This window comes from Cryobacterium sp. PAMC25264 (assembly GCF_019443325.1).
Lineage (GTDB): Bacteria > Actinomycetota > Actinomycetes > Actinomycetales > Microbacteriaceae > Cryobacterium.
This window is the reverse complement of sequence record NZ_CP080383.1, coordinates 3,315,459-3,329,264: the sequence shown is the minus strand read 5'-3', so window position 1 is coordinate 3,329,264 and position 13,806 is coordinate 3,315,459. Positions and strand designations below refer to the sequence as shown.

At 66.8% G+C, this 13,806-nt stretch carries 11 protein-coding genes and 1 pseudogene; 7 read left to right on the top strand and 5 right to left on the bottom strand.

From position 1 onward, the window contains the following. The first annotated feature begins 124 nt into the window (after positions 1–124). Together KY500_RS15535 and KY500_RS15530 are read left to right on the top strand one after the other, a co-directional pair. Complete coding sequence (locus tag KY500_RS15535) at positions 125–646, top strand: hypothetical protein (protein ID WP_219901314.1); 522 nt, start codon at positions 125–127, stop codon at positions 644–646. A gap of 68 nt (positions 647–714) precedes the next feature. After that, entirely contained in the window at positions 715–1,932 is a 1,218-nt protein-coding gene (locus KY500_RS15530) for a DUF2254 domain-containing protein (RefSeq protein WP_219901313.1), read from the top strand. 4 nt (positions 1,933–1,936) lie between these two features. Here KY500_RS15530 and KY500_RS19480 read toward each other — a convergent pair whose 3' ends face one another. Continuing rightward, entirely contained in the window at positions 1,937–3,154 is a 1,218-nt protein-coding gene (locus tag KY500_RS19480; protein ID WP_255579423.1) for a haloacid dehalogenase type II, read from the bottom strand. A 311-nt stretch (positions 3,155–3,465) separates the two neighbouring features. Between KY500_RS19480 and nrdD the strand changes: the two genes are divergently transcribed. From nrdD to heR, 5 genes and pseudogenes are all read left to right on the top strand, one after another. Continuing rightward, positions 3,466–5,715, top strand: coding sequence for an anaerobic ribonucleoside-triphosphate reductase (gene nrdD / locus KY500_RS15520; protein WP_255579422.1), 2,250 nt, complete (start codon positions 3,466–3,468; stop codon positions 5,713–5,715). 1 nt (position 5,716) lies between these two features. Continuing rightward, a pseudogene (gene nrdG, locus KY500_RS15515) lies at positions 5,717–6,318 on the top strand (anaerobic ribonucleoside-triphosphate reductase activating protein). 131 nt (positions 6,319–6,449) lie between these two features. After that, positions 6,450–7,739 (top strand): endo-1,4-beta-xylanase, encoded by a 1,290-nt coding sequence (locus KY500_RS15510; RefSeq protein ID WP_219901311.1) that lies wholly within the window; start codon positions 6,450–6,452, stop codon positions 7,737–7,739. Between the two features lie 174 nt (positions 7,740–7,913). Further along, positions 7,914–8,924, top strand: coding sequence for a TerC family protein (locus KY500_RS15505; RefSeq protein ID WP_219901310.1), 1,011 nt, complete (start codon positions 7,914–7,916; stop codon positions 8,922–8,924). 66 nt (positions 8,925–8,990) lie between these two features. Next, a complete protein-coding gene (gene heR, locus KY500_RS15500; RefSeq protein ID WP_219901309.1) occupies positions 8,991–9,794 on the top strand; it encodes a heliorhodopsin HeR in 804 nt (267 codons plus the stop codon). A gap of 36 nt (positions 9,795–9,830) precedes the next feature. Here the strand turns inward: heR and KY500_RS15495 are convergent, their stop codons facing one another. The 4 genes from KY500_RS15495 to KY500_RS15480 all read right to left on the bottom strand — a co-directional run bounded on the left by KY500_RS15495 (position 9,831) and on the right by KY500_RS15480 (position 13,699). Then, positions 9,831–11,303 carry an MFS transporter gene (locus tag KY500_RS15495; RefSeq protein WP_370626822.1) on the bottom strand — a complete coding sequence of 491 codons (1,473 nt, stop codon included), beginning with the start codon at positions 11,301–11,303 and terminating at the stop codon, positions 9,831–9,833. A gap of 121 nt (positions 11,304–11,424) precedes the next feature. Then, entirely contained in the window at positions 11,425–11,712 is a 288-nt protein-coding gene (locus tag KY500_RS15490; RefSeq protein ID WP_255579421.1) for a DUF1905 domain-containing protein, read from the bottom strand. Between the two features lie 55 nt (positions 11,713–11,767). Continuing rightward, a complete protein-coding gene (locus KY500_RS15485; protein WP_219901308.1) occupies positions 11,768–12,541 on the bottom strand; it encodes an isocitrate lyase/phosphoenolpyruvate mutase family protein in 774 nt (257 codons plus the stop codon). A gap of 267 nt (positions 12,542–12,808) precedes the next feature. Continuing rightward, positions 12,809–13,699: an aldo/keto reductase gene (locus KY500_RS15480; RefSeq protein WP_255579420.1), complete on the bottom strand. Its 891-nt coding sequence runs from the start codon at positions 13,697–13,699 to the stop codon at positions 12,809–12,811. Between the last annotated feature and the right edge of the window lie 107 nt (positions 13,700–13,806).

Here is a 13,806-nt window from a genome sequence, read left to right as displayed (position 1 = left end):
AAGCCCCTTCCGGGGGCGTTTTGGGTGCTTAAGTCACAGTTCGCGGGTGGTGGAACGTGCTGTTCACGCGGGCGTTACATGGTGGGTTGGGCGGGGTGTTGGGCGGGGCAGTAAAATCGGGGGCATGACCGACTCAGAGTCCCGTTTTGCCGAGGCGCTGATCGCCGACGGTCCGACCCCGGAATACCCCGGGCGTATGCGCCGCTTCGGCCAGCTCGTGGGCACCTGGGCGGCGCACGGCAGCCGGCTCGACGAGGCCACGGGAGAGTGGACCGAACGGGACTTCACCTGGATCGTGCAGTTCATCCTCGACGGCCGCGCCGTGCAGGACGTGGAGGTCGTGGCCAGCGACACGCATCCGTCGGGCTTTGAGACCGTGGCGACCGCCGTTCGGGTCTACGACCAGTTGGCCGGTGCCTGGCGGGTGAGCTACTTCGCCCCGACCCTCGGCGAGTACTGCCACCTCATCGCCACCCCGTACCGTAACGGCCTGCGACAGGACGGCACCGGCACCGACGGCCGCCCGGTGCGCTGGAACTTCACCTCGATCACCGAAGACGGCTACACCTGGGAAGGCTGGGTCAGCGACGACGAAGGCGCCACCTGGCACCTCGTGGAACACAACGAGGCCGTGCGCGTGCACTGAGCCCGGCGAGGTAGCGCTCGGCTAACCTGAACGGACCTCATTCGTCCGTCAAGAAAGTCGTGGCCCTGATGCGCTCCTTCATACTCCGCAGCCGGGAGTCCTTCTGGTTTCTACCGGGTGTGCTCGGCCTCACCGCGATCGTGCTGGCCGAAGCCCTCGTGGCGCTCGACAGGTTCTTGCTCGCCGAGGGGGACGGTCAGGTCCTCTTCCTCGACGTGCTCAGCGCCAGCGGTGGCCGGGCCATCCTCGAGATCATCGGCACCTCCATGCTGACGGTGGCCGCGACATCGTTCTCGATCACCATTTCGGTCTTGGCAACGACGTCGTCGACGTACGGGCCGCGCCTGGTGCGCAATTTTCTCGCCGACCGGGCGAACCAGCTGGTGCTGGCGTCTTTCACCGCCACCTTCCTTTACGCTCTCGTGGTTCTTCGCTCGGTGCGAACCGTCGAAGACGGCGGCAACGACTTCGTGCCCGTGATCTCGACCAATGTCGCGGTGTTGTTGGGCATCCTCAATGTGGCGGTTCTGGTGTTCTTCATCCACCACATCGCCGACTCGGTGCAGATCACCACCCTGCAGCGTCGGGTGCAAACCGACCTCACCCGAGCGGTCGACCTGATCTATCCCGCGGATCCCGCGGCGAGCAGTGTGCAGGCCGCCGTGCCGCCCGTGCTGTCGCCGGAGGCCGTGCCGGCCTCGACCCACGGCTACGTGGAGAGGGTCGACCTGGCTGCTCTCTGCGAGATCGCTCGGGCCCACGACTGCGTGATCGATGTCGTCGCCATGCCGGGTGTGCACAGGATCGCCGGCGAGGATCTCGTGCGCGTGTCACCGGGCCGTCCCGCCGAGGAGATGGCCGACGCCGTGCGCGCCGCCTTCACCCTCGGGGTCGCGCGCACCCCGCATCAGGACGTGCGGTTCGCCATGCAGCAGCTGGTCGAGGTGGCGGTGCGCGGACTGGCCTCCGGCTCCAACGACCCCTACACGGCCGTGACCGCTCTGGACTTGGCCGCCACCGCACTCGTGCCCGTGCTCAGTCGCGAGCCGGCCGCGACCGGCCTCACGGACGACGCCGGACACCTACGCGTGCTGCTGCACTGGCCCACGCCGGAGGACCTGATCGGAGATGTTTTCGGTGGCGTGGAAACGTACGGCTTGGACCATCCACTGGTGGTCAGGGCTGCGCTCGGACTGGCCGAACGTCTCGCGGCCGTCGCCACCACCCCCACGGTCACATCGGTACTGACCGACACCGTGAGGCGACTCGAGTCCGCACGCGCGTGACTCCTCAGGGCCGTGCGGGGGCCGCGTCCTGCACCGTGGTGTGCACGATGATCTCCGAGTGCAGAGTGCGGTGCACGGGGCATTTGTCGGCGATCTCGGCCAGTTTCTGACGCTGCTCGGCGTCGAGGTCGCCCTCGAAATGGAGGAGGCGCTCGATGTGGTCGATCTGACCGACCACGGTCTCGCAGTCGGCGCAGTCTTTCGCGTGCACCCGCGTGTGCCGAAGGGTGACCGTTACCTTCGCCAACGGCCACTTCTTGCGTTCGGCGTACATGCGCACCGTCATCGAGGTGCAGGCGCCGAGGCCGGCCAGCACCAGGTCGTAGGGGGACGGCCCGGTGTCGGTGCCGATGGGCCTGGGCTCATCGGCGGTGAGCCGGTGCGGGCCAACTGTGATCTGCTGGGCGTAGCCGCCCGTGCCGCTCTCGGTCACGACGACGAGGCCCTCGGTCGGGTCGGCTGAAGCGGCCGGGTCGGCCTCGGCAGGCGAGTCGGGCGCGTCGGGGGCGGTGTCCGGAGACGGGTCCGCGCCTGCCGCGTCCGGCGCATCCGCCAGCACTGTGGCCAGCTCCGCCAGGCGGGTGACCGTATAGTCGGGGGCCGTGAAGTAGCTCGGGTAGGTGTCGCCGCCGCGGTTCAGCCAGGCGGTGGCCAGGCCGGCCTCGGCGGCCCCATGGATGTCCCACGGGTGCACCGCCACGAGCAACAGCTCGGCCGGGCGCACGCCGCAGGCTTCGGCCGCGTAGTCGTACGCGGCCCGCATCGGCTTCCACGCCCCGGCCTCCTCGACGCTGAGCAGCGCGTCGAAGTGGCCCTCGAGCCCGGCCGCGGCCAGCAGCGACCTGGCGACCTCGGCGGACCCGTTCGACAGCGTCACCAGGCGCATCCCGGTGCCCGTCAACGCGCGCACACCCTCGGGCACATCGGAGTGCAGCTTGAGCAGACCGAACCCGGCCATGATGTGCTCCACAGCCTCGTCGGGCTCGCGCATGAGAGGCACATCGCGCAGCACCTGGCGCAGCAGCTCGGACCCGATCACCGAGAACGGCGCCGTGCCGCCCGCCGCAGCGAGGGCGAAACCGTCCCGCAGCAGCGCCGCGAACCACGCCGAGGCGAGGTGAGCGGGCGCGCCGACCTGCACGAACCGGGCCTTCATGGCCGACATATCCGAAAGCGTTTCGTTGACATCGAAGACGATCACAGCCGGGGTGGTGCGGGTCATGGGATCGGTTCCTTTCCGTTCAGCCGGTGGTGCGGGATGCGTCGGCCACGGTGAGTTGTGCGGCCAGCATCCGCCCCTTCCATCCTTGCCGCTCCTGCGCCGGAAGACGCGTTTATCGAACCCTCAATGTTTGCGGATTCGAGACACGCCGAGGCGTGTGAGATGCACACATGTGCACCGGAATCCGCGGCCGGATCGCACGGCGTGTTTCCGGCCATCTCGACAACCCGACCACTACATGTAGCGGCGCTAGGGACCAACGGCACCCAAATATAGTGATTTTGCGGCGTCGCCGTCCCTATGCTGAGAGCGTGAATTCACCCATCAGCGCCCCGGCCCAGACCACTGCCACCCGCGACGACGCCGTCGCCCACACGCTCGCCGCGCCGGTGCTGAACGCCATCCAGGTCGTCAAACGCGACGGTCGCCGGGTGCCCTTCGACAACACCAAGGTGTACGAGGCCCTGGTCAAGGCGGCCGTGGAGATCCACCGTGACATGAACCCGCTGGTGCACCGGGCGATCGTCGACATCGTCGCCGCGGTCGACCGGGAGATCGCTGGCCGGTTCACCACCGACATCAAGATCTACGAGGTGCAGAACATCGTGGAGCACGCGCTGCTCGAAAGCCACGAATACGACCTGGCCGAGAAGTACATCGGTTACCGCACCCAGCGTGATTTCGCCCGCAGCAAGTCCACCGACATCAACCACTCGATCATCAACCTGCTCAGCAAAGACTCGAGCGTGGTGAACGAGAACGCCAACAAAGACAGCGACGTCTTCAACACCCAGCGCGACCTCACCGCCGGCGCTGTGGGCAAGGCCATCGGCCACAAGATGCTGCCCTCCCACGTCTCCAACGCGCACCAGAAGGGCGACATCCACTTTCACGACCTGGACTACAGCCCCTACGCGCCCATGACCAACTGCTGCCTGATCGACTTCACGGGCATGCTCAGCCGTGGTTTCCGGATCGGCAACGCCGACGTTGAGCCGCCCCGCTCCATCCAGACCGCTACCGCGCAGATCTCGCAGATCATCGCCAACGTGGCGTCCAGCCAGTACGGCGGATGCTCCGCCAACCGCACCGACGAACTCCTGGCCCCCTACGCCCGGGCCAACTACGCCAAGCACCTCGCCGACGCCCACACGTGGATCGCCGACGAGTCCCAGCACACCGCCTACGCCGAGGAGAAGACCCGCAAGGACATCTACGACGCGATGCAGAGCCTCGAGTACGAGATCAACACCCTGTTCACCTCCAACGGACAGACCCCGTTCGTCTCTCTCGGTTTCGGGCTGGGAACCGACTGGTTCGAGCGGGAGATCCAGCGGGCGATCCTGCAGATCCGCATCGACGGGCTCGGCAGCGAGAAGCGCACCGCCATCTTCCCCAAGCTCATCTTCACCCTTAAACGCGGCCTCAACCTCGCCGAGGGCGACCCGAACTACGACATCAAACAGCTCGCCCTGGAGTGCTCGACCAAACGCATGTACCCGGATGTGCTCAGCTACGACAAGCTCATCGACATCACCGGCAGCTTCAAGGTGCCGATGGGCTGCCGCTCCTTCCTGCAGGGCTGGAGAGACGCCGACGGCAACGACGTCTCCGAGGGGCGGATGAACCTGGGCGTGGTCACGGTGAACCTGCCCCGCATCGCCCTGGAGGCCGCCGGCGACCAAGCGAAGTTCTGGAGTATCCTCGAGGAGCGCCTGGCCATCACCCGTGACGCGCTCGTCTACCGCATCGAACGGTGCAAGCAGGCGACCCCCGCCAACGCCCCGATCCTCTACGTCTACGGAGCGTTCGGCCAGCAGTTGGCCCGCACCGACTCGGTCGACACCCTCTTCAAGGACGGCCGCTCCACGGTCTCGCTGGGCTACATCGGCCTCTACGAGGTGGCCGCGGCCTTCTTCGGCGGCGCCTGGGAGGGCGACGCCGAGGCGAAGGCGTTCACGCTTGACATCCTCAAGTCCCTCGACGCGCACACCAAGGCGTGGACCGCCGAGTACGGCTACCAGTTCAGCGTCTATTCGACTCCGAGTGAGAGCCTGACCGACCGGTTCTCCCGCCTCGACAAGGCCAAGTTCGGTTCGGTGGAGAACATCACCGACAAGGATTACTACACGAACAGCTTCCACTACGACGTGCGCAAGAACCCGACCCCGTTCGAGAAGCTCGACTTCGAGAAGGACTACCCGGTGTTCTCCTCCGGCGGCTTCATCCACTACTGCGAGTACCCGGTGCTGCAGCAGAACCCCAAGGCCCTCGAGGCGGTCTGGGACTACGCCTACGACCGGGTGGGTTACCTGGGCACCAATACCCCCATCGACCGCTGCTACAAATGCGATTTCGCCGGCGACTTCACCCCGACCGATCGTGGTTTCGCCTGCCCCGACTGCGGTAACGACGACCCGGCCAGCTGCGATGTGGTCAAGCGCACCTGCGGCTACCTCGGCAACCCGCAGGCCCGCCCGATGGTGCACGGCCGCCACCAGGAGATCGTCTCCAGGGTCAAGCACATGGCCGGCGCCACCGGGTCAAGCGGCTCGCTCTAGGATGCGGCATCCGCAGCCCGGGGAATGGCTCGCCGACAAGCTCAGCCAGGGCTTCGTCGGCGACTACAAACCGTTCATGTTCGTCGACGGCGAGGGTGTGCGCTGCAGCCTCTACGTGAGCGGATGCCTGTTCGCCTGCGAGGGCTGCTTCAACCGGGCCACCTGGAATTTTCGCTACGGCACCCCGTACACGGCCGAGCTCGAAGACCGGATCCTCTCCGACCTGGCCCAGCCGTACGTGCAGGGCCTCACCCTGCTCGGCGGCGAGCCGTTCCTGAACACCGGGTGTGCCTGTCGCTCGTGCGCAGGGTGCGCGCAGAGTTCGGCGGTGCCAAGGACATCTGGTCGTGGACGGGGTACGTCTTCGAGGAGCTGCTGCTCGACAGCCCCGACAAGCTCGAGCTGCTCGGCCTGATCGACGTACTCGTGGACGGGCCCTTCGATGAGGCGCGGAAGGACCTGCGCCTGCAGTTCCGGGGCAGCAGCAACCAGCGCATCATCGACGTACAGAAGTCCTTAGCCACCGGGCAGACCGTGCTCTGGGCGGCCCGGGTCGACGCCAGCCGGAGCTACGAGCAGGTGGAGAAGCGCCCGCTGATCTAGCGCTCGCGCCCGGTGCGCCGGTAGTCGCCCGAGACAGCACCCACACCTCGAAAGTGCGCCGAAAAGCCTGGGCTGCTCGGGCACCGGCCGGTAGGTTTCAGGGAGATCGCCCCGTATCGAAGGACACCGTCGTGCCTGAACTCACCCACCGCTGTGCGGATGCACGCGTTCGCCTGCTCGATTCGTGGGGTCGGCCTGTTGCCGACAGCACGGTTTCGGTCGAACAGACCCGGCAGGCGTTCGGATTCGGCAACATCGGCTTCGACTTCATCGACTGGCTCGGCGGACCCTCGCGTTCTGGTCAGGCACGGCCGTCGGACGTGTTCGGTGGCCAGCCGGCGCCGGACCCGGCCGCCCTGGCTGAAGACTGGCTGGGCCTGTTCAACACCATGACGCTGCCCTTCTACTGGCGCGGCTTCGAGCCGGAACGCGGCCGGCCTGACACCGAGCGTCTCCGCCGCACGGCCGAGTGGTTCGCTGCGCGCGGGGTCACCGTCAAGGGGCACCCGCTGCTCTGGCACACCCTGGCCCCGGAGTGGCTGCTCGAGCTCAGCGACACGGGGGTCGAAGAGGCTATCCGTGAGCGAATCCGCCGCGAGGTCACCGACTTCGCGGGTGTTGTGGACCTGTGGGACGCGATCAACGAGGTGGTGATCTTGCCGGTCTTCACCGCGGAGGACAACGCCGTGACCCGGCTCGCCCAGCGCCTGGGCCGAGTGGGAATGGTGCGGTTGGCGTTCGAGGAGGCGCGGGCCGCGAACCCGGACGCCCGGCTGGTACTCAACGACTTCGACCTCTCCGCCGATTACGAGAGGCTGATCGACGACTGCCTGTCGGCGGGCATCCGGATCGACGCGATCGGACTGCAGACCCACATGCACCAGGGGTACCGGGGCGAGGAGCAGGTGTGGGGGATCCTGGAACGGTTCGCCCGGTTCGGGCTGCCGCTGCAGCTGACCGAAACGACGCTGCTGTCGGGCGATTTGATGCCCGCACACATCGTGGACCTCAACGACTACCAGCCGGAGTCGTGGCCGTCGACTCCCGCAGGGGAGGCCCGCCAGGCTGACGAGATCGTGCGCCACTACCGAACTGTGGTGTCGCACCCCGCGGTGGAGTCGCTGACCTACTGGGGGATCACCGATCACGGGGCCTGGCTCGGCGCACCGTCTGGGCTGATCCGGCGGGACGGCACCAGGAAGCCCGCCTACGATGCCCTGCACGCGCTGGTGCGCGGCGAGTGGTGGCACCCCGAGACGCGCACGGCGACGGATGCCGACGGTGTCGTGTTGGTGCGGGGCTTCGCCGGCCGGTACCTCATCGACACCCCGGCCGGGTCTGCGGAGGTGGACCTGGAGGCCGGTGCCGGTTCCGTGACCGTCAGGCTGGACACGGTGCCGGCGGCGCTCGGCAAACTCTGATCTTGACCTCTTGACGGGTCGGCAAATCCCATGATCTGATAGTTGCCAGGAGGGGAGTATCCCCCAATCGCATCGTCGCCAGTACGGCCCCACGGCTCGGTGATGTGGGCTCGACCCGAGCGGGAAAGACCTCCGAGACGACGCACCGTGCGTCCTCTCGGAAGGGTGCTTACCGTGAACGTTCCGCTCTGGGCGTGGCTGTCCGTCTGTGCCGTCATCGTCGTCATGCTGGCCATCGACCTCGTGGCCCACCGCACCGCCCATGTGATCGGTGTGAGGGAAGCGGCCGGGTGGTCGATCTTCTGGGTTGCCTCGGGGATCAGCTTCGGCGTGATCATCTGGCGGCTCTTCGGCGGCGAGCTGGGTCAGCAGTATTTCGCCGGCTTCCTCATCGAGAAGTCTCTGGCCATCGACAACGTGTTCGTATGGGCCATCATCTTCGCCAGCTTCGGTGTGCCGGCCAAGTACCAGCACCGCATCCTCTTCCTCGGCGTAGTGGGTGCGTTGGTGTTCCGTGGCATCTTCATCGCCGCGGGCGCCACGCTCATCGAGAGGTTCGGATGGATTCTCTACGTCTTCGCCGCCCTCCTGGTGGTCACAGGCATCCAGATGCTGCGCCGCCGCAACGAACACGCCGACCCCACCCAATCGCGCATCTACCGCGCCTTCCGCCGCGTCGTCCCTACGACCGACGTCTTCTACGGGCAGCGGCTCGTCGTGCGAGCCGGCGGGGTACTCGTGGCGACACCCCTCTTGGCGGTGCTGGTGCTCATCGAGTTCACCGACATCATTTTCGCCATCGACTCGATCCCCGCGATCTTCGCCGTCACCGACGAGGCGTTCCTGGTGTTCACCGCGAACGCCTTCGCTATCCTGGGGTTGCGCGCCATGTACTTCCTCCTGGCCGATCTGATCCACCGCTTCATTTACCTCAAGATCGGGTTGGCGGCCATCCTTATCTGGGTTGGCGTCAAAATGGCGCTGCACGACCTGGTCAAGGTCCCCACCACCGTCTCGCTGGCCGTCATCATTGTGATCCTCGCCGCCGCGGTAGGCGCCAGTCTCATCGCCACCCGCGGGCAAGGGCGGCGAGCTGTTGAGCCGACCGGAGCCCAGATGTTCCGCGATGCCACACCGGACGAGGTGGCCAGCCTCAGCCCGGTGCTCGCCCGGCGGCCCCGCTAGCCCCAGGGAACTGCCAAGATGACCACACGGGCGGCTCACGCCCGCCGGATGCAAAGGAGTCGGCCCATGGCCAAGAAGGACTACACACCGGACCAGCAGATCGATCGGCTGCGTATCTACAACGTCGTCGCCGGGAGCCTGCACCTGGTTCAGGCAATTGGTTTTGCGGTGATCCTCACACTGCTGAGCTCGCAGGTTCTGTTCTCCGTGACGGCGGACTACCTGGCCGGCCCGCCCGGGGTCCCGATCCCGCCGGAGCGAGTCACGCTCTTCGAGGTGAACATCGGTGTCGGTGTCGTCGCCTTCCTCGCGCTGAGCGCTCTTTTCCACTTCCTCATCTCGAGTCCTTGGTTCTTCGACCGCTACAAGACCGGGCTGCTGAACAATCACAACTACTTCCGGTGGGTCGAGTACTCCCTGAGCTCGTCCATCATGATCTGGCTGATCCTGGCGATCAACGGTGTCACCGACATCGGCGCGCTGTGCGCCGTCTTCGCCGTCAACGCGGCCATGATCATGTTCGGCGCACTTCAGGAGAAGTACGAACAGCCCGGTACTGGCCGGTTGTTGCCCTTCATCTTCGGTTCTATGGTCGGCATCGTTCCGTGGATCCTGATCCTGATCTACTTCCTGCGCCCGGGCAGCGCCAGCGACGTTGCGGCCCCCGGCTTCGTTGTCGGCATCGTGATCTCGCTGTTCGTGTTCTTCAACACCTTCGCTATCAACCAGTGGCTGCAGTACAAGCAGGTGGGCAAGTGGAAGAGCTATCTGCAGGGCGAACGCACGTACATCACGCTGAGCCTCGTGGCCAAGACTGCGCTGGCCTGGCAGGTGTTCTCCGGCGCCATCATCCCCGCCATCGCCAGCTGAGTCGGGTTAGCCCCACAACGCCGGCGGGTGCGAGCATCACCGGGCCGGGTTGACTGCCGTCTTCCGGGAACGGGTGCCGGCGACGGCGACGAGCGCCGCGGCGATGATGGTGAGTGTGAGGCCCGCCACGGTGACCGCCGTCTGGAATTGGGAGCTCTGGTCGGCGGACCAGTTCACCGTAGCGATGCTCCCGGTGAAGAGCGCGGCGAGGATCGTGCCGGTGATGGTGATGCCCATAGCCGTGGCGAGCTCACTCGAGGTGTCCACCAGTGCCGCGCCCATCGAGGTGCGGCTGACCGGCAGCCCCTGCAGCACGCTGGTGCCTGCGACCACACCGACCACGCGCATCCCCGCGGCGACAAGTACGAGCGCGATGAATACCCCGCCGTACCCGAGCCGGCCGAACAGGGCGAAGACGGCGAGACCGAGCACCACTGCGGCGGCGCTGATCCACGCGGCACGGCCCAGGCCGAGCCTCTGCACCACCGGCCCCACGAACCGACCGCCGGCGAGCAGCACCACCACCTGCGGCAGCATCCCCACCGCCGCCAGGGCCGGCGACCAGCCCCAGGCGAACTGCAGCTGCAGGGTCACCAGGTAGCCGAGGCCGGCCACCGCCAGCCCGGCCGCCGCCTTGTACGCGAGTCCGGTGGAGACCAGCGGCAACGCGAGGAGACGCAGATCGAGTAGTGGTGCCCGGGCGGAACGTTCCCGCACCACGAAGGCGATCGCCAGAACGACCGTGGCGCCGGCGCCGGTCCACGGCACCCAGGAGCCGGACCCCTCGTCGACGTACAGAGTCGGAGTGACGAGAGCGAGCACTATCGTCGCCGTGCCGAGAACGGCTCCCACACTGTCGATCGGATCGTGGTGGAGCTCCGCCGCCAGGTCGGCAGCGATACCGAGGCGGATGCCGACGAAGGCGAGCGCGGCGATGGGCACGTTCACCAGGAGCAGCACCTGCCAGGGAGCGACCGCGAGCGCCAACCCACCCACGGTCGGGCCGACCGCGAGCCCGACAAGCCCGGCGGTGGAAATGAGCGTGAGCGCGCGGACGCGCAGGTCATCCGTGTCGAACAGCCGGAAGGCCAATGCCATCGACCCGGGGGTCGTCATGGCTGCGGCAACACCCATGGCCGCTCGCACCCAGATCAGCTGGTCCGCGGTCGTGACGAACCCGGTGGCCAGACTCGCCGCTCCCAGCAGGACCAGCCCGATGAGCATGATCCGGCGGCGGCCGAACCGGTCGGCGATCGCGCCGAACACCAACATCAACCCACCGAACACGACGGCGTACGCGCCGGTGACCCACTGCAGGGCCGTCGTCGACGCGTGCAGCTCTCTGCCGATGGTGGGCAGCGCCACATTGAGGATCGAGTTGTCGAGCATCTCGATGAGGAACACGGCCGACAGACCGGCGAGGGCAAGCCAGGCGCCCCGCAATGTTCGGGCCGGGTCGGATTCGGCCGTGGACGCTCGTGCGTCGAGTCGTGGCTGGTCGGGCGTCAAGGTGCACACTCCTTCTTAGTGAAGAAGTGGCGACTCGTTCGATGCCGCGTGTATGCGCAAGGCCAGCACGGCTGGGATGCGTTTTTACCTCAGTTGCTCACGCTACACCGGTCGGGCCCGGTCAGGTCAAGCGTTCCGACAGCAGCACGGTCACGTTGTCCCCGAGATCCTTGCCCAGCTTCTTGCGCAGTTTGGCGCTGATCGAGAGCATGTGTCCACCCGACCCCGTGGGCATCAACCCGGCCGTCACCGGCTCCTCGTCCACCTGGGCGACCACGCGGACGGCCTTCCCGGTACCGAACAGCTTCACGGAGCCCGGAATCTCGACGCAGGACCACAGATCGCCCTTCACCAGCACCCCGATGGGAGCGGTGAAGGAAAAGTGCATCGGGCCGGTAACCGTGCTCACTGGGACTCCAAACGTCGAGATTCCGATTTCCTCGACCCTATGCGGTAACGCTTCGTCAGTCGCTGAATGCCTCGAGGCGCGACTGCATCTCCCAGTAGGACGTCGCGGCCGGCGTCCGCTGGTTGTCGCGGAGCGCCGTGGCGACGTTCACCGCAGCATCCACGGCTGCGCGGTAGGGCAGTGAGCCCGAACTCACCCGGCGGATGCCCAGGGCGCCGAGTTCGGCCACCGTCAGGGTGGGGTGGGCCAGTACGTTGACCGGCAGGTCGATGCCGGCGGTGATGCTGCGAATGTCCACCGGGTCCGTCACGCCGGGCACGAAGATCCCGTCGGCGCCTGCGTCGGCGTAGGCAAGCGCGCGGAGCAGGACAGCCTGCACCGTGGCCTCCTCGTCGAACCAGAAGTTGTCCACCCGGGCATTCACGAACACGTCGGGGCGGTGTCGCTTGATCGCGGCGACCTTGGCCGCAAGCACCGCGGGATCGACCAGGTGCCCGTCCCTGCTGTCCTCCAGATTGACTCCGACAACCCCCAGGTCGGCCAGGTCGGACACGACGTCCACGACCTCGGTCGGATCGTCGGAATAGCCGTCTTCGATGTCGGCGGTGATGTGCACCGGAAGGCGGCACAGGAGCGCCGCGAGGGCCATGGTTGCAGCACGGGTGGACCCACCGCCGTCGGGCAGGCCGGTGCTGGCCGCGATGCCGAAGCTGGTGGTGCCGATGGCAGGAAAACCTGCCGCCTCGAAGGCCAGGGCGGAACCGACATCCCAGGCATTGGGCAGCAGCAGCGGGGCGTCAGCGTTGTGGAGTTCCCGGAACGTGTCCATTGGCGTTTCCCTTCCGTGCCAGCAGTGTCTGTTGTCACGCTACTAGCGTGCAGCCCGCCCGCAAGAGGGGCCGCAGCGCCGACTCAGGCGGGCAGCCGCCGCGCGTAGGCGGGCACGAGGTCGCCTGGAACGACTGCCCGGGCTCGCACCCAAAAAGGCAAAAGTGAGATTGCAAGGATGCTTTCGGCAATTGCGTCCTAGAAAGCTCACTATCTCTCGTTAATCGGCTGCCAAATCATCAGCGTGTCGGGCACGCTGATGGACGGCTCAGTTCTCGGGGATGCTGAACTGGCCGGGCGGGCGCACCGCGTCAGGGTCGGGGCCGCTGCGCACGCCCAGGTCCAGCGCATCGATCTGTGCGAGTTGGTCGGTGCTGAGTTCGAAGTCGAAAATGTCGAAGTTCTCAGCGATGCGCTCGGGACGCACGGACTTGGGGATGGCGCTGCGCCCCTGCTGCACGTGCCAGCGCAGCATTACCTGGGCGTTGCTCTTGCCGTGTTCTCCGCCGATCGCTTTGATCACCGGGTCGTTGAGCGGGTTCTTGGCCGTTCCGTCGTTCCAGTTGCCCGGGTAGAAGGTGATGCCGCCGATAGGGGACCACGCCTGCGTGACGATGCCGAGGGCGGTGTTCGCCGCCTCGTTCTCCTGCTGGGCGAAGTAGGGGTGCAACTCGATCTGGTTCACGGCCGGCACCACGGTGCGCTCCGCCATCAACCGCTCCAGGTGGGTCCCGGTGAAGTTGCTGACCCCGATCGCACGCACCCGGCCGTCGCCCAGCAGGGTCTCGAGCGCCCGGTAGGCCGCGAGGGTGCTGTCGAACTGCCACGGGGCCGGCTGGTGCAGGATCAGCAGGTCGAGGGTGTCGACGCCGAGCTTGCGGGTGCTCACGTCGAACGCGTGCAGGGTCTCGTCATAGCCGTACTGGCTGATCCACACCTTTGTTTCGATAAAGATCTCGTCGCGGTTCACCCCGGATGCGCGGATCCCCTCGCCGACCTGCCGCTCATTCAGGTAGGCCGCCGCCGTGTCGATGTGCCGGTACCCCGTGCGCAGGGCGGACTCGACGGCCGCGGCCGTGTCCTCTGCGGAACTTTGGAAGACACCGAGCCCGAGGGCAGGCATCCGGACGTCGTTGTTGAGAGTGATGAAATCAGTCATGACTCCACCGTAGAACCCCGGCCGGGCCAGAGGGAGGCTCTGTTGTGGGATGCCTCGTTGGGCGGGGCATGGTGCACCGAAGGGTTCATCTAGCCGACGTTTTCGGC